The organism is Synechococcus sp. RS9916 (assembly GCF_000153825.1).
Taxonomy (GTDB): Bacteria; Cyanobacteriota; Cyanobacteriia; order PCC-6307; family Cyanobiaceae; genus Synechococcus_C.
In genome coordinates this window covers 1,509,417-1,531,175 of record NZ_DS022299.1, presented here as the reverse complement: position 1 = coordinate 1,531,175, position 21,759 = coordinate 1,509,417, and the positions used below count along the sequence as shown (strand labels likewise).

General features: G+C 61.3%; 14 protein-coding genes and 1 pseudogene. 7 read left to right on the top strand and 8 right to left on the bottom strand.

Translation table 11 applies throughout. From position 1 onward, the window contains the following. Positions 1-105: 105 nt before the first annotated feature. The 7 genes and pseudogenes from RS9916_RS15140 to RS9916_RS08260 all read right to left on the bottom strand — a co-directional run. Positions 106-666, bottom strand: a pseudogene (locus RS9916_RS15140) (low-complexity tail membrane protein); the annotation flags it as partial. 26 nt (positions 667-692) lie between these two features. Continuing rightward, positions 693-4,064, bottom strand: coding sequence for a translation initiation factor IF-2 (infB, locus tag RS9916_RS08285; RefSeq protein ID WP_038023509.1), 3,372 nt, complete (start codon positions 4,062-4,064; stop codon positions 693-695). Between the two features lie 71 nt (positions 4,065-4,135). After that, positions 4,136-4,405 carry a YlxR family protein gene (locus RS9916_RS08280; protein ID WP_038023507.1) on the bottom strand — a complete coding sequence of 90 codons (270 nt, stop codon included), beginning with the start codon at positions 4,403-4,405 and terminating at the stop codon, positions 4,136-4,138. Beyond that, a complete protein-coding gene (gene nusA, locus RS9916_RS08275; RefSeq protein WP_007098898.1) occupies positions 4,402-5,883 on the bottom strand; it encodes a transcription termination factor NusA in 1,482 nt (493 codons plus the stop codon). Before nusA ends, RS9916_RS08280 begins: the two co-directional genes overlap by 4 nt. Positions 5,884-5,949: 66 nt before the next feature. After that, positions 5,950-6,417 carry a ribosome maturation factor RimP gene (gene rimP / locus RS9916_RS08270; protein ID WP_007098897.1) on the bottom strand — a complete coding sequence of 156 codons (468 nt, stop codon included), beginning with the start codon at positions 6,415-6,417 and terminating at the stop codon, positions 5,950-5,952. A 142-nt stretch (positions 6,418-6,559) separates the two neighbouring features. Further along, the gene (locus RS9916_RS08265) at positions 6,560-6,964 is read right to left on the bottom strand and encodes a hypothetical protein (RefSeq protein WP_156777511.1); all 405 of its coding nucleotides are present in this window, start codon (positions 6,962-6,964) and stop codon (positions 6,560-6,562) included. Between the two features lie 183 nt (positions 6,965-7,147). Continuing rightward, positions 7,148-7,411 (bottom strand): hypothetical protein, encoded by a 264-nt coding sequence (locus RS9916_RS08260; protein ID WP_007098895.1) that lies wholly within the window; start codon positions 7,409-7,411, stop codon positions 7,148-7,150. Between the two features lie 146 nt (positions 7,412-7,557). On the opposite strand from RS9916_RS08260, the gene RS9916_RS08255 reads away from it, so the two are divergent. Together RS9916_RS08255 and rpiA are read left to right on the top strand one after the other, a co-directional pair. Continuing rightward, the gene (locus RS9916_RS08255; protein WP_007098894.1) at positions 7,558-8,628 is read left to right on the top strand and encodes a trypsin-like peptidase domain-containing protein; all 1,071 of its coding nucleotides are present in this window, start codon (positions 7,558-7,560) and stop codon (positions 8,626-8,628) included. 61 nt (positions 8,629-8,689) lie between these two features. Next, positions 8,690-9,385: a ribose-5-phosphate isomerase RpiA gene (gene rpiA, locus RS9916_RS08250; protein ID WP_038023506.1), complete on the top strand. Its 696-nt coding sequence runs from the start codon at positions 8,690-8,692 to the stop codon at positions 9,383-9,385. A gap of 31 nt (positions 9,386-9,416) precedes the next feature. On the opposite strand, the gene hisD is transcribed toward rpiA, so the two are convergent. Continuing rightward, positions 9,417-10,739 carry a histidinol dehydrogenase gene (gene hisD / locus RS9916_RS08245; RefSeq protein ID WP_007098892.1) on the bottom strand — a complete coding sequence of 441 codons (1,323 nt, stop codon included), beginning with the start codon at positions 10,737-10,739 and terminating at the stop codon, positions 9,417-9,419. 119 nt (positions 10,740-10,858) lie between these two features. Here hisD and rpsT point away from each other — a divergent pair, with 119 nt between their 5' ends. The 5 genes from rpsT to RS9916_RS08220 all read left to right on the top strand — a co-directional run bounded on the left by rpsT (position 10,859) and on the right by RS9916_RS08220 (position 21,712). Beyond that, positions 10,859-11,161 (top strand): 30S ribosomal protein S20, encoded by a 303-nt coding sequence (rpsT, locus tag RS9916_RS08240; protein ID WP_007098891.1) that lies wholly within the window; start codon positions 10,859-10,861, stop codon positions 11,159-11,161. 62 nt (positions 11,162-11,223) lie between these two features. Beyond that, positions 11,224-12,009 (top strand): TatD family hydrolase, encoded by a 786-nt coding sequence (locus tag RS9916_RS08235; protein ID WP_007098890.1) that lies wholly within the window; start codon positions 11,224-11,226, stop codon positions 12,007-12,009. A gap of 295 nt (positions 12,010-12,304) precedes the next feature. Then, complete coding sequence (gene rpoB / locus RS9916_RS08230) at positions 12,305-15,598, top strand: DNA-directed RNA polymerase subunit beta (protein ID WP_007098889.1); 3,294 nt, start codon at positions 12,305-12,307, stop codon at positions 15,596-15,598. 49 nt (positions 15,599-15,647) lie between these two features. Further along, on the top strand, positions 15,648-17,552 hold the full coding sequence (locus RS9916_RS08225) for a DNA-directed RNA polymerase subunit gamma (protein WP_007098888.1): 1,905 nt from the start codon (positions 15,648-15,650) through the stop codon (positions 17,550-17,552). A 50-nt stretch (positions 17,553-17,602) separates the two neighbouring features. Beyond that, positions 17,603-21,712, top strand: coding sequence for a DNA-directed RNA polymerase subunit beta' (locus RS9916_RS08220; RefSeq protein ID WP_007098887.1), 4,110 nt, complete (start codon positions 17,603-17,605; stop codon positions 21,710-21,712). Positions 21,713-21,759: the final 47 nt, after the last annotated feature.

Here is a 21,759-nt window from a genome sequence, read left to right as displayed (position 1 = left end):
CGTCTGCTCCGCGGAATCAGAGTCAACTCGAGGCGTGTCGACCGAAGCAGGTTTAGGCGTGTCAGAGGGAACTGGCAGATCCCACTCCAGAGGCCCCAGCTTGAGCAGTCCGAGGCCAAACGAGGCTGTGGAGCGCTGGTAGTCAGCGTCAGTGAATGGGGTCAGGGCGGACAGTGCGCTGTCTTCGCGGGTGAGCAGCCATGCGGCCTGGATCAGTTGCTGCCACTGCCACAACAGCAGGGTCAACAGTGGTGCCGCAAGCAACAGGCTGCCCAGGCGGCTGCCGTTCTTCAGCGGCGAAAGGTCGGAGATCAGCAGTGCGGAGCCATCGATCCACCACAGCAGCATCAGGAGCACCACGGCTCCAGAGGCTCCCAGCACCTTGATGGGAAGGGGCGACTGAGCCGCACTGCATTGCCGCTGAAAGTCGGACCGTCCGGCCAGTGGTTGACGCACTAGCAACAACGAGGCCCAGTCGGGAGATCGCTGCCAGAGAAGAACAGCGGGGACTAGGGCACCGATGGCCCAGGTGATCACCCGTTCCAGGCCCGGAACGGGACCGAAGTCAGCGCCTGCAAGCACCATGCGCAGCATCAGCACTTCCAACGGAATTGCACCGATGGCCAGACACTGAAGCCAGAGCAGGGGCTCGCGGCGAGAACTCACGATGATCCGGGCGGAAGAGGAAGCGATCAGGTGCTGAGCTTGCGGCGTTGGGTAACCATCTTGAAGCCTTCAATCCGGTCGCCTTCTTCCCAGTTAGCAAAACGATCGCAGCCGATGCCGCATTCGAAGCCTGTGGCCACTTCCTTGACGTCGTCTTTGTTGCGACGCAGGGAATCGAGGTCGCCCTCGTAAACCACCTGTTTGCCACGGCGGACACGCACCTTGCAGTTGCGCTGCAATTTGCCAGTGGTGACGTAGCAACCAGCAACTGCGCTCTTGCCGATGGTGAACACGGCGCGGACTTCGGCTTCGCCCAGGGCTTCCTCCACCAGCTCGGGTTCCAGCAGACCTTCCATGGCCAGCTGAATGTCTTCGAGCAGTTTGTAGATCACGTCGTAATCACGCACATCCACACCCGTCGCATCTGCAGCGCGCTTAGCGCCGGATGCCATGGAGGTGTTGAAGCCCACGATCACAGCGCCGGAAGCGGCTGCGAGGTCGACGTCGGTCTCAGTGATTTCGCCCGGTGCCGACAGCAGCACACGCACCTGCACTTCGTCCTTCGGCAGCTGTTCCAGCGACCCGAGAATCGCTTCCACACTGCCCTGGACGTCGGCCTTGAGGATGAGGTTGAGCTCCTTGAGCTCACCATCGCTCGCCTGACCAGACATGGCCGTGAGCGACACACGACGGGATGCCATCTGTTGTGCCAGACGGGTGGCACGGGCATCGGAAGCACGGTCTCCGACCACTGAGCGGGCGGATTTCTCGTCGGGATAAACCTCGAATTCATCGCCAGCCGTGGGCACTTCGCTGAAGCCGAGAGCCTCAACGGCAAAGGACGGTCCGGCTTCCTTCATGCGCTTGCCGGCATCGTCGACCATGGCCCGCACCTTGCCGAGGACAGGGCCTGCGGCCAGGACGTCGCCAGTCTTGAGGGTGCCGTTCTGCACCAGCAGCGTCGCCACTGGGCCCTTGGCTTTGTCGAGGTGTGCCTCGATCACGGTGCCGCGTGCCAGGCGATCCGGATTGGCCTGCAGGTCTTCCACTTCGGTGACCAGCAGGATCATTTCCAGCAGCTTGTCGATGTTCTCGCCCTTGATGGCGCTCACCGGCACCATCACGACGTCGCCACCCCATTCCTCAGCCAGCAGATTCTGCTCAGACAGTTCCTGCTTCACCCGATCTGGGGAGGCGCCTTCCTTGTCGCACTTGTTGATGGCGACAATGATGGGCACTTCAGCGGCACGGGCGTGGCTGATGGCTTCCAGGGTTTGGGGGCGCACACCGTCGTCGGCTGCGACCACCAAAATTGCGACGTCAGTCACCTTGGTGCCACGAGCCCGCATGGCCGTGAATGCCTCGTGACCTGGGGTGTCGAGGAAGGTGATCTTGCGAGGCTGATCGTTGACCTCGATCTCGACTTGATAAGCACCGATGTGCTGGGTGATGCCTCCGGCTTCGCCGGCAGCCACCCGTGCCTTGCGGATGGCATCGAGAAGGCTGGTTTTGCCGTGGTCCACATGGCCCATCACCGTGACAACGGGCGGACGGCGAATTAGATGCTCGAGGTCTTGCTCCTCGATCATCTCCACGGTCTTCTTGGCGGCTTCTTCAACGTCGTCCTGGAGCACAGGCACGCCGAATTCGTCGGCCACCGCCTCGATGGTCGGCATGTCCAGGGTCTGGGTGACCGTGGCGATGATGCCTTTGAAGAACAGGGATTTGATGATCTCTGAGCTCTCCACGCTGAGCATGTCGGCGAGCTCTTGCACCGTGAGGTTGTCCTCCGGCACCACGATCATTTCGGGCCGCACCTGCTTGGCTTCCCTCGCAGCGCGCAGTTCCATCGCCCGGCGACGTTGGCGCTGACGGGCGGTTTCCTTGCGGCGTTTGCGCACAGCAGCCACGGGCTTGGCTGTGGTGCGTTGCTGCGATTTGGGCTTGGCAGGTCGGGCCAGGCTGGCCGACAACACCAGTGCTTCCTGTTCGCCGGCGTAACCGCCGGTCTGTGCTGCCAGGGAATCGTCGTTTTCCCCAATGATGTGCACCTTCTGGCGCTGTCTTTGGGGCGAACGGCTGCGCAGCGCTTCCAGTTTGGCGCTGTCGTCCCAATCGGGACGGCCTGGACGACGCTGACCACCGGCGCCCGGTGCAGGGCGATAGCCAGGGCGACGGGGTGCAGTTGCGGGGGATGGCGGTGTGGCAGGGCGAGCCACAGGCGGCACCGCTTTACCGGTTGTTCCTTCGCCAGCCCGCGGTGAGACGGGAGTCCCATCGGGGCGACGCGGCGGCGGCGCTCCAGGACGACCGCTGGGCTTCTGCAGCTGCATGAGCTGACCGGGCGCCACAGGTTTGCGCATGCCGGCAGGCATGCCTGGGCGGGTCGGAGGTGCGGGACGGCCGTTGGCGTCGCGTCCACCACCAGCACCTTGGCCGTCGCGGCGGATCGGTTTGCCGACCAGCTCAACGGCGGCGCGGGGCGCACCGGGGCGATTCACGCCCGCTTTGCCACCACTGGCTGCGCCGGGACGGGTGGGTGCACCGGGCCTCTGTGGGGCTCCAGGGCGTTGGGGTGAACCTGGTCTCTGGTTTTGGTTGCCGGCCTGGGTCGGACGTGGGCTGACTCCAGGGCGCTGTCCCGACCCGGGGCGAGTCGGTGGACCCGCCGGACGCTTGGGTTGGGGGCGACCCACCAATTCGGGTTTGGGGGCAGGGCGCTGCGGAGAAGGAACTGTGCGCTTCACCGGTGCGGGCGCAGCAGGACGTGGCATCCCACCTCCCTTGGACTGCACAGGCCTGGGGCTTGGGGTCAGCGGCTTGCTGGCCACTGGCTTGCCGGCAGGTCGCGGGGCTGGTGCCGTGGGTTTGCTCACGGCCGGCGCTGCGGGGCGTGCTGGAGGCGCCTTGGCGGCTGGTGCTGCAGGAGCAGAGGCCTTTGGTGCCGGTGCCGCGGGTGCAGGGCGGGCCGGAGCAGGCTGCGGTTTGGCGGCAGCCGGTTTGCTGGGAGCTGCCGGAGCCGGCTTGGGCGCTGGTGCTGCAGGAGCAGAGGCCTTTGGTGCTGGCGCTGCGGGTGCAGGACGGGCCGGAGCAGGCTGCGGCTTGGCGGCGGCCGGTTTGCTGGGAGCTGCCGGAGCCGGCTTGGCTGCTGGTGCTGCAGGAGCTTCTGCCTTTTTCACAGACAGAATCGCCTTACCGGCTGGCGGTTTGGCTGCTGCTGCAGGAGCACCGTTTCGCTTGAGCAAGCCGCGGATCTTGCCTGCCTCTGCCTCACTGATTGAGCTGCTGTGGCTTTTGGCCGCGATGGACAGCTTTTCAGCGGCATCAAGCACATCCTTGTTGTCCAGGCCCAAGTCCTTGGACAGCTCATAAATTCTGACTTTGCCGCTGCTGGTCATTCAGGTCTCCGGTCGGTCCGGGCGCGTGGCCTCGGGGCTCCAGACAAGCTGGGGCCAATGGTCATCTTGCCTCAGCGGCAGTTCCTCTCGAAAGAGAGCCGCTCCTGCAACACCGTGATCACGCTGTCGGGGACCTGACAACGCAGGGCCTTGTTCAGTCGCTTTCTGCGGCGTGCCTCATCCAGGCAGGCCTCCGTCGGGCAGAGATAGGCCGAGCGACCCATCCCCCGATCCAGGAGGACCCCATCCTGGTGGTCGCGAATCACGCGCCAGAGCTGCTGGCGATCCAGCAACTTTCGACAGGCTACGCAGCGACGCAGAACGGGGCGTGGTTCGTTCACCGGGCTCCATCCTCGTCGTCGTTGTTGACTGCGGACTCAGTGTCTTCAACGGCACCTTCTTCAACGGTGCTGTCTTCAACGCTGGTCTCGGCTTCGGCTGCAGGTTGGTCGCCTTCGACGCTCTCCTCGCCTGCATCAACAGCTTCGACATCGATCTCGCTCCCTTCTTCGACGTAGTCCTCGTCGTCTTCCGGCAGCGGATAGAGCTCGCGCAGGCGTGCATCTTCTTCAGCACGGGCGGCCTGTTCGGCAGCCAGGCGTTCCTCGGCTTCCCGTTGCAGCGCTTCCTCTTCCTCGCGCTGAGATATCAACTCGGCCACGACGGCGTCTTCACTCGCTTGGTCGTATTCCTGCGAGTTCTTGATGTCGATCTTCCAGCCGGTGAGGCGGGCGGCGAGACGAACGTTTTGGCCTTCACGACCAATGGCCAGACTGAGCTGATCGGGTGGGACCAACACGTGAGCGTGCTGTCCGACCGGATCAACCAGACGCACCATCTCAACGCGGGCTGGGCTGAGGGAGTTGGCGATGTACTGGCCTGGATCCTGAGACCAGCGGATCACGTCGATTTTTTCGCCCCGCAATTCATTGACCACCTGCTGGATGCGGGAGCCACGGGCGCCGATGCAAGCGCCGACAGGATCCACTTCACGTTCGATGCTGTCGACAGCCACCTTGGTGCGGGGGCCAACCGAGCGGGAGGGCGGATTGGCTTCTCTGGCCACGGCCACGATGCGCACGGATCCTTCTTGGATCTCCGGCACTTCGTTTTCAAACAGGTAGACCACAAGGCCGGCATTGGCTCGGCTGACAAACAGCTGAGGGCCTCGACGTGGAACTTCGCTCACTTCCTTGAGGAACACCTTGAAGGTGGCATTCGCCCGGTAGTTGTCGTTGGGGAGCTGGTCGCGGCGGGGCAGCTCGGCCTCCACTTCAGGACGGCCCAATCCAGAGCTGACCGCCATGATCACGGACTGACGCTCGAAGCGGATCACGCGCGCGGTCAGCACAGGATCCTCGAGGTCGGCAAATTCCTCTTGGATCATGCGGCGCTGTTGATCCCGAAGCTTCTGGGCCAGCACCTGTTTGGTGGTTGCGGCCGCCATGCGACCGAATTCCTCCTTCTCTGGGGTGACATCCAGCACCACGGTGTCGCCCACCTGGGCATCGTCGGCCACCTGCATCACCTCTGCCAGGGCGATCTGATGGTCGTCGCTTTCGACTTCCTCAACGATGATCTTGCTGGCCAGAACGCGGTAGCCCTCTTCGTCGAGATCGAGAGCAACATCGAAATTGCTGAAATACTCCTCGTCGAAGGGATCGTCGTTGATGCCCAGGTAAAGAGTTTTCCGATACCGCTCGTAACCCTTCAAGAGGGCTTCCCTCAGAGCCGACTCCACAACCTGAGGTGGGAGTTTCTTCTCTTCACTGATGTCTTCGATCAGGTTGCTGAGGCCGGGAAGGAGAACGAGTGCCATCGAGGGCTGATTGGAAGGAAGGGGCTGAGACGGCCAGTTGGTCGGCCGGGGAAGAGTGCAGTCCGACTAGCTGGTGGGGCTGGTGAGGCGGACGCAGGAAATCGAAGATCGGGCGATTTTTTTAATGCGGCCCTTCATGTTGATTTCAAGGTGGTTGTCACTCCGATCGAGCAATGAGCCCGAAAGGGTCTGTGGGGGGCCATCGCCTTCGTTGATGGTCACCTCGACAGGGAAGCCGCGAAACGTTTGAAAATCACGGTCGCTTTGTACAAGGTCGCCGATCCCAGGGCTGCTGATTTCCAGCACATAGGCGTCGGTCAGCAGGGATGACGCTTCGATGGCATCACCCATCGGTCCGCTCAGGCCCGCGCAGTCATCAAGGGTCACATCCACACCGCCAGGACGACGGATTTGAACCTGCACGGTCATCGGGCGCAGGTGGGTGTGCAATTGGAGATCCGCAAGCTCAAAACCCTGTTGTGCAGCAGTAGCTGCTGCAACAGAGGTGAGATCTGGCAGAAGAGGATGTGGCAACGAGGGGAGGGAGTGTCGGGCTCAGGCCCGACGGCTGATGCTGAGATCACCCTCCCGGAGAGAGGTTCTCGCCGGGCCTGTTGTCAATGTAGAGGATCGGGGGACGCGCTCCCCCATCTCCGTTCCATCAGCCCCGCCTCGCTCAGTTGCACCCCTGCACCGAAATGCGGTAGCTGAAACCTGTGGCGCCAGGATCTTTGTTGGCGCCGATTCGGAAGTTCACCTGGCTCACGGCCTTCCCCTGCGGTGCACTGAAGGGGCCGAACTGCGCACCGGTGCCAGTCGGTGGCTTCATGGATTCGTTCACCACCTTGAGGTTGGTGCCATCGCTGAATTTGAGGAACGCTTCGATTGGGTAGGACCCTGGGTTTCCGTCCGTGGAGTCGGCTGTGAAAAACAACTTGTAGGAGCGATAGGGCTGGGCGACCACGAAATCCGTGTTCCAGTTCGTTCGCCCGAGAGCTTTGCCGATCAGCCCTTTCGGACGCTCCACTTTCTTCTTGACGATCCAGGGTTCCGGGCCACTGCCATTGCCGCCCAGTGGCATCAAGAATTTGCATGCTGCTTCAGCTCCCGTGGGTACAAGAGCTGCTGCTGAGAGGGTGGCGAATGAAAGCGCTGCAGTGACTTTCAGGCGATTCGAAAACAAGCTGGCCAATCCAGTTGGCCACACTCTGGGTTCGGCGTCCAGCCCTGTCCACGATCAAGACCTCGATGTGCACCCTGGGGATCAACCCGGTGGGGTGTTCAGGTCGACAGCAGCCATATCAATGAAGCGGTCGCCTGGCTGTTCTTCCCCGCGTTTGCTTGCGTCTTGGTTGATGCACAGACCTTTCTGCTCATCGGTGGACAGGTACTGGCAAACCCGCGCCCAGAGCTTGCTGCGGGTCCCAGCCCCACCTCGGCTGAAATGCACTTGATCGATACCACCGCTGGAGTCGATCTCCACCTGACAGAGCGCACAACGCTGGCGTTGCGTCTGGGGTTCCGTCATGGGTTTTCCGGATGTGAGAGCAAATTAGGGCCTGAACTGTTGGATCAGAGCGCGTTCCGGCTGCCTAGCGTTTGGCAAGGCTCAGTCATGCCGTGATCGCTTATTTGCTTCCGTTCCGCTCTGTTGGGCTCCGGGTCTTGGCATGGATGTGTTCGGCTTTCGTCCTGCTGCTGAACGTGGATGCTGTTCAGGCGGCGGAAGCCAGCCACAGTTTCGTCGCCGATGCCGCGCGCAAGGTGGCCCCTGCGGTGGTGAGGATTGACACCGAGCGTGCGGTGCAGAGGCAGCCCTATGACCCCACGTTGATTGACCCTCTTCTGCGGGATCTGCTCGGGGATCCGGCTGGAATGGAGCGGGAACGTGGTCAGGGATCGGGAGTGGTGATCGATGGTGATGGCCTCATCCTCACCAATGCGCATGTGGTGGAACGGGTCGACGAGGTCATCGTCACCCTCGCCGATGGAGATCAGCGCGACGGCCGCGTGGTCGGTAGCGATCCGGTGACGGATCTTGCTTTGGTGCGACTGCAGAAGGGTGTTCCGCCGGCGGCGGCCCCACTGGGTGATTCAGAAGCACTTGATGTTGGTGATTGGGCCATTGCCCTGGGCACTCCTTACGGCCTTGAGCGCACCGTCACTCTCGGAATCGTCAGCAGCTTGCACCGCAACATCAGCAGTCTTGGCTTCGCTGATAAGCGTCTGGACTTGATCCAGACCGATGCTGCGATTAATCCGGGCAATTCAGGCGGCCCGCTGGTGAACGCTTCCGGGGAGGTGATTGGTATCAACACCCTGGTGCGTTCCGGGCCTGGCGCGGGTCTTGGCTTTGCGATCCCCATCAATCTGGCTCAACGCGTGGCTGACCAGCTGCAGGTGGATGGTCAGGTGGTGCACCCTTATTTGGGCCTGCAGTTGGTGCCGCTGACGGCCAGGATTGCCAGAGAACACAATCAGGATCCCAACGCGCTGTTGCAGCTGCCTGAGCGTTCGGGTGCCCTGGTGCAGACGGTGCTCCCCGAGAGTCCTGCGCAGAAAGCGGGGTTGCGCCGCGGCGATCTTGTCATCGGTGCAGGCGCGACGGCCGTGGTCGATCCACAAACGCTTCTGCAGGAGGTTGATCGTGCCGAAATCGATGCGCCTCTGGCGTTGGAGGTGCTGCGCAACGGCAAGTCTTTGCACCTTTCCGTGAAACCGGCTCCGCTTCCAGGTCTGGGTTGAAGACCCTTGCTACCGTCGCGCGAGCCTTTGGCACACGACGACGGTGGATCTTCAGACCCAGATGAAGCATGCAGTGGCAGCGGCCGCTGTGGATCAGATCAAAGACGGCATGGTGCTTGGACTCGGGTCCGGCTCAACGGCCGCTTTGATGATCCAGGGCCTGGGCGCCAAGCTCGCAAGCGGTGAGCTCAAGGACATCGTCGGCGTGACCACGTCGTTCCAAGGTGAGGTTCTTGCAGCCGAGCTGAACATTCCCCTGCTCAGCCTCAACGCGGTGGATCGAATCGATCTGGCGATTGATGGTGCTGATGAGGTTGATCCTGGATTTCAGCTGATCAAAGGGGGTGGTGCCTGTCACGTGCAGGAGAAGCTCGTGGCGGCACGGGCTGAACGCTTCGTGGTGGTCGTGGATTCCACCAAGTTGGTCGATCGCCTCAACCTTGGTTTCCTGCTCCCAGTGGAGGTGCTTCCCGGTGCCTGGCGTCAGGTTCAGCAGCAGCTTGCAGCCATGGGTGGCACGGCCGAACTGCGGATGGCTCAGCGCAAGGCAGGGCCCGTGGTCACCGACCAGGGAAATCTCGTTCTTGACGTGAAGATGAACGGTGGCATCGCCGATCCCGCAGCTCTCGAGCTGGCCATCAACAACATCCCCGGTGTGCTGGAAAACGGTTTGTTCGTGAACCTGGCCGACGAGGTGCTCGTTGGTGAGGTCAATGGTGATGTCGCCGGGGTGCGGAGCCTTGAGCGTCGCGCCTGAGCGACGGTGCTGCATGTGGGTGCGCTGGTTTTCAGCCCAGGCGGACTCGTACTGAGTGAGCGTGGCTGTGGAGGCCTTCACTTTGAGCCAGTTGCTCGACGGCGCCTCCCGTTGCTTCCAACGCGGCTCGGTTGAAGGCAATCATCGAGGTGTGGCGCATGAACGTCTCCACGCAAAGTGCACCACTGAAGCGGGCGGTTCCGCAGGTGGGGAGCGTGTGGTTGGGGCCGGCCAGGTAGTCGCCGACAGCTTCGGGTGACCATGGGCCAATAAAGATCGCACCCGCGTTGATGATGCGATCGGCCAGCGGTTGTGGCCGCTCCACGAGCAATTCCAGGTGTTCTGGAGCGAACCGGTCGCTCAGTTGGGCGCAGGTTTCCAAGCTGTCGCACACCACGATCAATCCCCAGTCCCCGAGGGACTGACGGCAGATGCTTGCGCGGGGGTGGTTCTGAAGTTGACGCTCGACTTCGGCTGGTAAGGCGTCGGCTAGAGATTGTTCGGTGGTTAGCAGGATGGCGGCTGCCAGGGGGTCGTGTTCGGCCTGGGCCAAGAGATCGGCTGCGACCTGTTCCACCGGTGCGGTGTGGTCAGCAATGACCAGCACTTCGCTTGGTCCGGCAAGGGAATCAATGCCCACCTGCCCCACGACGGCTTTCTTGGCCAACGTGACGTAAAGGTTCCCGGGACCTGAAATCACATCCACGTTCGGCACCGTTTCGGTTCCGAAAGCCAGTGCGGCAATCGCCTGCGCTCCGCCGATGCGATACACCTCATGGACCCCGGCCAAGTGCGCGGCTGCAAGAACGGTGGGGTTGACCTGACCGTCGGGTCCGGCTGGCGTGACCATCACAACCCGCTCGACGCCTGCTGCTCGGGCGGGAATCGCGTTCATCAGCACCGTGCTGGGATAAGCCGCGCGCCCGCCCGGCACATAAAGTCCTGCCCGCTGCACCGGCCTCCAGCGGCGGCCAAGGCGCTCGCCGTGGACTCCTTCGATCTCCAGGTCTTGGGGCTTTTGTCGCTGGTGAAAGTCCTGAATGCGGCGGTGTGCCAGCTCGAGTGCGTCGCGCAGGTCTGCGCCTGTTTGCTCCCAGGCTTGGGCCAGTTGCTCTGGGGCCACCTGCAGCGGCTCGGGACGGAAGCGATCGAAGCGTTCGGTGAGCTCAATCAGGGCCCGGTCGCCTTGGTCTTTGACTTGAGAAAGGATCTGCTCAACGGTGCCCGCAGCCTGTTGCTGCGCCTCTCCCGTGGTGCGCTTGGCGAGGCGATCCAGAGCCTGTTCCGCCGTTGTCACGTCATGGAGACAACGCAGCAGGGAGGGCGTCGTGGCCTGGCTGCTCGTCGTTGTCATCGGCGCGGATCAGACATTTCTTGGTTCAAGCTAGGCCCCGTCAGGCCTGGGCCACGGTTGAGAAAATGTCGGCACTCGTTGCGTTATGGTGATGGATTGTCGATCCAGTACCAGGCTCAGTGGCCAATAACAAGTCGTCCAAGAAGCGCGTTCAGATCGCAGAGCGCAACCGTCTCCACAACCGGACTTACAAGTCTGCGCTGCGCACCCTGATGAAGCGCTGCTTCACCGCTTGCGACGCCTATTCCGCCAAGCCTGGTGACGATGCCAAGGCAACAGTGCAGGCCAGCATGAACGCTGCTTTCAGCAAGATCGACAAGGCTGTGAAGGTGGGTGTGTTGCATCGCAACAACGGTGCGCACCAGAAATCCCGTTTGAGCGCTGCCGTCAAGAAAGCAATTGAGCCTGCCGCTGCTGGCTGAACCTTCAACGTTCTTTCGCTGGTGACCGGCACAATGGACCTGAAGGCGCGTTTCAGGTCCTTGTGACGGTTCCCACCCTGATTGACAGTCACTGTCACATCGTTTTTCGCAACTTCGAGGACGATCTCGAAGAGGTTTCTGCTCGATGGCGTGATGCCGGTGTGGTCGCGTTGCTGCATGCCTGTGTGGAGCCTGCCGAGATCCCAGCGATCCGGGCTTTGGCGGATCGTTTCCCGGAGATGCGGTACTCAGTGGGCGTGCACCCGCTGGATACGGAGCATTGGACTGCAACCACCGCTGATGAACTGCGTGCTGCAGCACTCGCCGATGACCGGGTGGTGGCCATTGGAGAACTTGGCCTTGATTTGTTCCGCGATAAGAACCTCGACGAGCAGCTGGCGGTGCTCGGTCCTCAGCTCGATCTGGCTGTTGAGCTTGGGAAACCGGTGATCATCCATTGCCGTGACGCGGCAGAGCCGATGCTCAAGGAGCTGCGCGACCGTGCGGCCGAGGGTCGCTGCCCGACCGGGGTGATGCATTGTTGGGGTGGGACACCGCAGGAAATGGATGCCTTCTTGGAGCTGGGGTTTTACATCAGCTTCAGTGGCACCGTCACCTTCCCCAAGGCGATCGACACCCATGACTGCGCCCGTCAGGTGCCTGACGACCGCTTCCTGGTGGAAACCGATTGCCCTTTCCTCGCTCCAGTGCCACGGCGCGGCAAACGCAATGAACCCTCGTATGTGGCTGCTGTGGCCGCGAGAGTGGCGGAGTTGCGCAATCAAAGCCTGGAGTCCGTCGCCTCGATCAGCACGGCCAATGCAAGACGTCTTTTTGCTCTCCCCTGAGCTGTTGCTTTCAGCCTGTCAAGACAGGGGTGTCGGTATGCAACACCCTGAAGTGTAAGATGGTTCATTGGCCTGGCCAAGGTGCATGATCTGCGCCTCGGCTCCCAGAAGAGTCCATTTCCTTCCGGTGCATTGACGACGTCTGCCGTTCTGTCCCGAGATCTCTGAAAGCCCAGCTGCGGCAGCCGTTCTCCGTCGAGGGGGAGGGCTTTCGCTGCTGGGCCTCGCTGGTTTCGCGGTCGTTGCGTCGTGACGTTCAGGCCTTTTGTCCCCACTTTCATCTGCAGGTCTCCGCATGAGCAGCAGCGCGATTCAGGTCGCCAAGACCGCCACCTACCTGCCCGATTTGGTAGAGGTGCAGCGGGCAAGCTTTAAGTGGTTTCTTGACAAGGGTCTGATCGAGGAGCTGGAGAGCTTCTCTCCGATTACCGATTACACCGGCAAGCTTGAGCTGCATTTCGTCGGTAGCGAGTACCGGCTGAAGCGTCCGCGTCACGACGTGGAAGAAGCGAAGCGTCGTGACGCAACCTTCGCGTCTCAGATGTATGTGACCTGCCGTCTCGTCAATAAAGAGACGGGCGAAATTAAGGAGCAGGAAGTGTTCATCGGGGAACTGCCCCTGATGACCGAACGCGGCACCTTCATCATCAACGGTGCTGAGCGCGTGATCGTCAACCAGATCGTGCGTAGCCCCGGCGTCTATTTCAAGGATGAAATGGACAAAAACGGGCGTCGTACCTACAACGCCAGTGTGATCCCCAACCGGGGTGCTTGGCTCAAATTCGAGACCGATAAAAACGACCTTCTCCATGTGCGGGTCGATAAGACCCGGAAGATCAATGCGCACGTGCTCATGCGTGCCATGGGCCTATCGGACAACGACGTGATCGACAAGCTCCGCCATCCGGAGTACTACAAAAAGTCGATCGAGGCCGCGAACGACGAGGGCATCAGCTCTGAAGATCAGGCTCTGCTGGAGCTCTACAAGAAGCTGCGTCCCGGTGAGCCCCCCTCTGTGAGTGGTGGTCAGCAGCTGCTGCAGACCCGCTTCTTTGATCCCAAGCGCTACGACCTCGGTCGCGTTGGTCGCTACAAGATCAATAAAAAGCTGCGTCTCACCATCCCTGACTCGGTGCGCACCCTCACCCACGAGGACGTGCTCTCCACGTTGGATTACCTCATCAACCTCGAGCTGGATGTCGGTGGCGCCAGCCTCGATGACATCGATCACCTCGGGAACCGCCGCGTTCGCTCCGTGGGCGAATTGCTGCAAAACCAGGTGCGTGTGGGCTTGAACCGCCTTGAGCGGATCATCAAAGAGCGCATGACCGTCGGTGAAACCGACTCCCTCACGCCTGCCCAGCTGGTGAACCCCAAGCCCTTGGTGGCGGCCATCAAGGAGTTCTTCGGCTCCAGCCAGCTGAGCCAGTTCATGGATCAGACCAACCCTCTGGCCGAGCTCACCCACAAGCGCCGGATCTCCGCTCTTGGCCCCGGAGGCCTGACCAGGGAGCGTGCCGGCTTCGCCGTGCGCGACATTCACCCTTCTCACTACGGTCGTCTCTGCCCGATCGAGACGCCCGAAGGCCCTAACGCAGGTCTGATCAACTCCCTGGCCACCCACGCTCGGGTGAATGAGTACGGCTTCATCGAGACCCCCTTCTGGAAGGTGGAGAACGGTGTGGTGCTCAAGCAAGGCGACCCCCTCTATTTGTCTGCTGACCTGGAAGACGAGTGCCGTGTTGCCCCCGGTGACGTGGCAACCGATGCCGATGGCCGGATCCTCGCGGACCTCATTCCTGTGCGTTACCGCCAGGACTTCGAGAAGGTGCCCCCGGAGCAGGTCGACTACGTGCAGCTTTCGCCGGTCCAGGTGATCTCTGTCGCCACGTCGCTGATTCCTTTCCTCGAGCACGACGACGCCAACCGTGCCCTGATGGGTTCGAACATGCAGCGTCAGGCCGTTCCTCTGCTGCGTCCCGAGCGTCCCCTGGTGGGCACCGGTCTGGAGACTCAGGTGGCTCGTGACTCCGGCATGGTGCCCATCTCCCGGGTCAATGGCACCGTCACGTTCGTGGATGCCACGGCAATCGTGGTGCGGGACGAAGAGGGCGTGGATCACACCCACTTCCTGCAGAAGTATCAGCGTTCTAACCAGGACACCTGCCTGAACCAGCGTCCGATCGTGCGTCAGGGCGATCCGGTGATTGTCGGCCAGGTGCTGGCCGATGGTTCTGCCTGCGAGGGCGGTGAAATCGCTCTCGGTCAGAACGTGCTGATCGCCTATATGCCTTGGGAGGGTTACAACTACGAGGACGCCATCCTCGTGAGCGAGCGCCTGGTCAACGACGACCTGTACACCTCGGTGCACATCGAGAAGTACGAGATCGAAGCCCGTCAGACCAAGCTCGGCCCTGAAGAAATCACCCGCGAGATCCCCAACGTTGCTGAGGAAAGCCTCGGGAACCTCGATGAGATGGGCATCATCCGCATCGGTGCTTTCGTGGAAAGCGGTGACATCCTTGTGGGCAAGGTGACCCCGAAGGGCGAATCCGATCAGCCCCCCGAAGAGAAGCTGCTGCGCGCGATTTTCGGTGAGAAAGCTCGCGATGTGCGCGACAACTCGCTGCGCGTTCCCAGCACTGAGCGCGGACGGGTTGTGGATGTGCGCATCTACACCCGTGAGCAGGGTGATGAGCTGCCGCCGGGCGCCAACATGGTGGTGCGCGTCTACGTGGCGCAACGCCGCAAGATTCAGGTGGGCGACAAGATGGCCGGCCGCCACGGCAACAAGGGCATCATCAGCCGCATCCTTCCCCGGGAGGACATGCCCTACCTGCCCGACGGCACTCCGGTCGATATCTGTCTCAATCCCCTCGGTGTGCCGAGCCGGATGAATGTCGGACAGGTTTTCGAGCTGCTGATGGGTTGGGCTGCGTCCAACCTCGACTGCCGCGTCAAGGTCGTGCCCTTCGATGAGATGTACGGCGCTGAGAAATCGCAGCAAACCGTGGAGGCTTTCCTCAAGGAAGCCGCTAGCCAGCCCGGCAAGGATTGGATCTACAACCCAGACTCCCCCGGCAAGTTGTTGCTGACCGATGGCCGGACCGGTGAGCCTTTCGATCAGCCCGTGGCTGTGGGCTACTCCCACTTCCTCAAGCTGGTCCACCTGGTGGACGACAAGATTCACGCCCGTTCCACTGGTCCTTACTCCCTGGTGACCCAACAGCCCCTCGGCGGTAAGGCCCAACAGGGTGGTCAGCGTCTGGGTGAGATGGAAGTGTGGGCTCTCGAGGCCTACGGCGCCGCTTACACCCTGCAGGAACTGCTCACGGTCAAGTCCGACGACATGCAGGGCCGCAACGAAGCACTCAACGCCATCGTCAAGGGCAAGCCGATCCCCCGGCCTGGCACCCCCGAGTCCTTCAAGGTGTTGATGCGCGAACTCCAGTCCCTGGGTCTGGACATCGCCGTGTTCACTGATGAAGGAAAGGAAGTGGACCTGATGCAAGACGTGAACCCCCGCCGGAGCACGCCCAGCAGGCCCACGTACGAATCCCTCGGCGTCGCGGATTACGACGAGGACTGACGGATCAACGAACGAACCGAATAACCCTCTCTTCCTTCCCTAACCGTCAATGACCAACAGCAACCTCCGCACCGAAAACCACTTCGACTACGTCAAGATCACGCTTGCATCACCCGATCGGGTGATGGAGTGGGGTCAGCGCACCCTCCCCAATGGCCAGGTGGTGGGTGAGGTCACCAAGCCCGAGACGATCAACTACCGCACGCTCAAGCCCGAAATGGACGGGCTGTTCTGCGAAAAGATCTTTGGTCCTTCCAAGGACTGGGAATGCCACTGCGGTAAGTACAAGCGGGTTCGCCACCGCGGCATCGTCTGTGAGCGCTGCGGCGTGGAGGTCACGGAGAGCCGGGTGCGCCGTCACCGCATGGGCTTCATCAAGCTGGCAGCCCCGGTGTCCCACGTTTGGTACCTGAAGGGCATCCCCAGCTATGTGGCCATCCTGCTCGACATGCCCCTGCGGGATGTGGAGCAGATCGTCTACTTCAACTGCTACACGGTTCTTGATCCCGGTGATCACAAAGACCTGAAGTACAAGCAGCTGCTCACCGAAGACGAGTGGCTGGAGATCGAAGACGAGATCTACGCCGAAGATTCCGAGATCGAGAACGAGCCCGTGGTGGGCATCGGTGCGGAGGCTCTCAAGCAACTGCTTGAAGATCTCAATCTGGAAGAGGTGGCTGAGCAGCTGCGCGAAGAGATTGCCGGCAGTAAGGGTCAGAAGCGCGCCAAGTTGATCAAGCGCTTGCGCGTGATCGATAACTTCATCGCGACCAATGCCCGTCCCGAGTGGATGGTGCTGGATGTGATCCCGGTGATTCCGCCCGATCTGCGCCCGATGGTGCAGCTCGACGGTGGTCGTTTCGCAACCTCCGACCTCAACGACCTCTACCGCCGTGTGATCAACCGGAATAACCGGTTGGCCCGTCTGCAGGAAATTCTTGCTCCTGAAATCATCGTCCGCAATGAGAAGCGGATGCTGCAGGAAGCCGTCGATGCCCTGATCGACAACGGTCGTCGCGGCCGCACCGTCGTCGGTGCCAACAACCGTCCGCTCAAGTCGCTCAGCGACATCATCGAGGGCAAGCAAGGCCGCTTCCGTCAGAACCTGCTCGGTAAGCGTGTCGACTACTCCGGTCGTTCCGTGATCGTGGTGGGTCCGAAGCTGAAGATGCATCAGTGCGGTCTTCCCAAGGAGATGGCGATCGAGCTGTTCCAGCCGTTCGTCATCCATCGCCTGATCCGTCAGAACATCGTCAACAACATCAAGGCCGCCAAGAAGCTGATTCAGCGGGCCGATGATGAAGTGATGCAGGTGCTGCAGGAAGTGATCGATGGTCACCCGATCCTGCTCAACCGTGCTCCGACACTGCACCGCCTGGGTATTCAGGCTTTCGAGCCCAAGCTGGTTGATGGCCGTGCCATTCAGCTGCACCCTCTGGTCTGCCCAGCCTTCAACGCTGACTTTGACGGTGACCAGATGGCTGTCCATGTGCCGCTGGCGATCGAGGCCCAGACCGAAGCCCGCATGTTGATGCTGGCCAGCAACAACATTCTTTCGCCTGCCACGGGCGAGCCGATCATCACCCCGTCTCAGGACATGGTGCTTGGTGCCTATTACCTGACGGCACTGCAGCCCGACGCCAAAACTGTGGAGTTCGGTGATCGTGGCCGCACCTTCTCCGGACTGGAGGATGTGATTCATGCCCACGCCGACAACCGCGTCGGTCTGCACGAGTGGGTCTGGGTGCGCTTCAACGGTGAAGTGGACGACGACGACGATCGTGACGAGCCGATCAAGGCCGAGACCCTCAGCGACGGCACTCGCATGGAGCAGTGGACCTACCGCCGTGATCGCTTTGACGAAGACGGTGCCCTGATCAGTCGCTACATCCTCACAACAGTGGGCCGCGTGGTGATGAATCACACGATCATCGATGCGGTGGCAGCCACCTGACGCCTGATTGATTCCCTTCCCCACCCCGTATTGACCGACTGATCGCTGCCATGACCTCCACTCCTTCCAAATCCCGTAAATCCTCCAAAGGCTCCAAGGGCTCCAAGGCGTCCAAAGCCGCGAAAGCGGCTGAGGCTGCTGCCGCCAGCAAGGCGTTAGCCAAAACACCACCTCCGTTCCGCAACCGGGTGGTCGACAAGAAGGGCCTCAAAAATCTGGTGGCTTGGGCCTATAAGCATCACGGCACCGCGGCCACGTCGTCGATGGCGGATCAACTCAAGGATCTCGGCTTCAAATACGCCACTCAGGCCGCGGTCTCCATCTCTGTGGATGACCTCAAGGTGCCCGAAGCCAAGCAGGATCTGCTGGGGCAGGCGGAAGAGCTGATCACCGCCACGGAAGAGTCCTATCGCCTCGGTGAAATCACCGAGGTGGAGCGTCACACCAAGGTGATCGACACCTGGACCGAGACCAATGAGCGTCTCGTGGATGCGGTCAAGAAGAACTTCAACCAGAACGACCCGCTGAACTCGGTCTGGATGATGGCCAACTCCGGCGCCCGCGGAAACATGTCGCAGGTGCGTCAGCTGGTGGGCATGCGTGGCCTGATGGCCAACCCCCAGGGTGAAATTATTGACCTTCCGATCCGTACCAATTTCCGTGAGGGTCTGACGGTCACTGAATATGTGATCTCCTCCTACGGCGCTCGCAAGGGCCTGGTGGACACCGCGCTGCGGACCGCAGACTCTGGCTACCTGACGCGCCGTCTGGTGGACGTGGCCCAGGACGTGATCGTGCGTGAAGACGATTGCGGCACCACCCGTTCGATCATGGTGAAAGCCGAGGACGGCAAGTACGGAAGCCGTTTGGTGGGTCGTCTCACGGCTGATCAGGTGGTCAACAGTGACGGCGAGGTGCTGGCTGAACGCAACACGGAAATCGACCCCCCTTTGTCGCAGCGTTTTGAAAAGGCCGGTGTACCTGCTGTGATGGTTCGCTCTCCGCTGACCTGCGAAGCCAACCGTTCGGTCTGCCGCAAGTGCTACGGCTGGGCTCTGGCCCACAACGAACTGGTCGACCTGGGTGAAGCCGTCGGCATCATTGCGGCCCAGTCGATCGGTGAGCCTGGAACGCAGCTCACCATGCGGACCTTCCACACCGGCGGTGTGTCCACAGCCGAAACTGGTGTGGTGCGCTCCAAGGTTGAAGGCACCGTTGAGTTCGGTTCAAAAGCCCGCGTGCGCCCCTACCGCACCCCCCACGGTGTGAACGCTGAGCAGGCTGAGGTTGATTTCACCCTCACCATCAAGCCATCTGGAAAGGGCAAGGCTCAAAAGATCGAGATCACCAACGGATCTCTGTTGTTTGTCGACAACGGTCAGCAGATCGACGCAGACGTGACCGTTGCCCAGATCTCCGCCGGCGCTGTCAAGAAGAGCGTTGAGAAGGCCACTAAAGATGTGATCTGCGATCTGGCCGGTCAGGTGCGCTATGAGCAGGTCATCCAGCCCCGAGAGGTCACCGACCGTCAGGGCAATATCACCCGCAAGGCCTCCCGTCTGGGTCGGATGTGGGTGCTGGCCGGTGATGTCTACAACCTGCCCCCCAACGCTAAGCCTGTGGTGAAGCCGGGCGCCTCGGTGTCTGAGGGTCAGGTGCTGGCTGAAGCCAGCCAGTCGAGTGAGTATGGCGGCGATGTCCGTCTGCGCGATTCACTCGGCGATTCGCGCGAGGTTCAGATCGTCACCACGGCGATGACCCTCAAGGATTTCAAATTGCTCGGTGAGTCCACCCACGCAGGTGAAATCTGGAACCTTGAGGCCAAGGACGGCACGCGTTACCGCCTCAACACCATCCCCGGCAGCAAGATCGGCTCTGGTGAAGTGGTGGCTGAGCTGGCGGATGATCGCTTCCGTACCCAGACCGGTGGTCTGGTGCGTTTTGCCACCGGCCTGGCGATCAAGAAGGCCCGTTCCGCCAAGAACGGCTACGAGGTCAACAAGGGCGGAACCATGCTTTGGATCCCCCAGGAAACCCACGAGATCAACAAGGACATCTCCCTGTTGATGATCGAGGACGGCCAGTGGATCGAAGCCGGCACTGAGGTCGTCAAGGACATCTTCAGTCAGACCGCCGGCATCGTCACCGTCACCCAGAAGAACGACATCCTGCGCGAGATCATCGTGCGCAGTGGCAGCTTCCATCTCTGCACGGAGAAGAAAGCTCTCGAGCGCTTCGAAGGCGACGGCGTCATGGTCAATCCTGGTGAGGCGATTGCCAAAGGCATCAAGAGCGATGCCATGGTCTTCGTTCAGACCGTGGAAACCCCTGAAGGCAAAGGTCTTCTGCTGCGTCCCGTTGAGGAGTACACCATCCCCAACGAAGCCCAGCTTCCTGAACTCGGCCATGTCAAACAGCCCAATGGTCCCCACCTGGGTCTGAAGGCCACCCAGCGTCTGGCGTTCAAAGACAACGAGCTGGTGAAGTCGGTTGAAGGTGTCGAGCTGCTCAAGACTCAGCTCAGCCTTGAGACTTTCGACACCACCCCTCAAATGACGGTGGATGTGGAACGCGTCCCCGACAAGCGCGCCAAGACCATCGAGCGCCTGCAGCTGGTGATTCTTGAGAGCATCCTGGTGCGTCGCGACACCATGTCTGATTCCAGCCATGGTTCCACCCACACCGAACTCCAGGTGGAAGACGGTCAGTCGATCAAGGCTGCCGATGTGGTGGCGACCACTCAGATTCTCTGCAAGCAGGAAGGCGTCGCTCAGATGCCTGAGGAGCTCGACGACGAACCCGTGCGCCGTCTGATCGTGGAGCGTGACGAAGACACCACCACGATTTCCACCAGTGGCACGCCCAGCGTGACCGTTGGTCAACGGGTTGTTGATGGTGACGAGCTGTGTGCTGGTCAGCCCGCCGGCTGTTGCGGTGAGATCGAAAAGGTCGACAGCAATTCAGTCACCATGCGTCTTGGTCGTCCCTACATGATCTCCCCCGAGTCGCTTCTGCACGTGCGTGACGGTGATCTCGTTCAGCGCGGTGACGGCTTGGCGTTGCTGGTGTTCGAACGCCAGAAAACCGGTGACATCGTTCAGGGTCTGCCCCGTATTGAGGAACTGCTGGAAGCCCGTCGCCCCCGGGAATCTGCGATTCTTTGCAAAAAGCCCGGCACTGTTGAGATCAAGCAGGGTGAGGACGACGAAAACACCGTCGTCACTGTGATTGAGGCCGACGATGCCATCGGTGAATACCCGATTCTTCTGGGGCGGAACGTGATGGTCAGCGATGGTCAGCAAGTCCGGGCCGGTGAGCTGCTGACTGATGGTCCGATTAATCCCCACGAGCTGCTCGAGTGCTTCTTCGAAGACCTCCGCTCCCGCAAGCCTCTGATGGATGCGGCCCAGGAGGCGATCGCCAACCTGCAGCACCGCTTGGTGAATGAGGTGCAGAACGTCTACAAGTCTCAGGGCGTGTCGATCGACGACAAGCACATCGAGGTGATCGTGCGACAGATGACCAGCAAGGTGCGGGTCGAAGACGCCGGTGACACCACCCTGCTGCCTGGAGAGTTGATCGAGCTGCGTCAGGTGGAAGACACCAACCAGGCGATGTCGATCACCGGTGGAGCTCCCGCTGAGTTCACTCCGGTGCTGCTGGGTATCACCAAGGCGTCCCTCAACACCGACAGCTTCATCTCTGCTGCCTCCTTCCAGGAGACCACCCGCGTGCTCACCGAAGCTGCCATCGAGGGCAAGAGCGACTGGCTGCGCGGGCTCAAGGAGAACGTGATCATCGGTCGCCTGATCCCTGCCGGTACCGGTTTCAGTGGTTTCGAAGAGGAACTGCGGGCTGAGGCGGGTCCCCATCCCGACATCCTTTCGGAGGATCCCGCCGGTTATCGCCGGATGCAGAACCTCCGCCCCGACTACACCGTTGACATGCCGGCCGCTGAGGCCACCCAGGCTGCCGCGGTGCTCGATGATCCCAGTGATGCCGATCTGGAAGCCACCCGCTCCCGTCATGGCATCGAAGACAAGAGCACCTTTGCTGCCTTTACTCGCCCTGACGCCGACAACGAGTTGAAGGAAGAGCAGGTGCTGGATGCCGAGGCTGTGGAAGGGCTGCAGGAAGAAGGCCTGCTAAGCGATGAGTGAGCCTCGGCTCACGATTCAAGGGAGTGGCTTCGGCCACTCCAGACTGT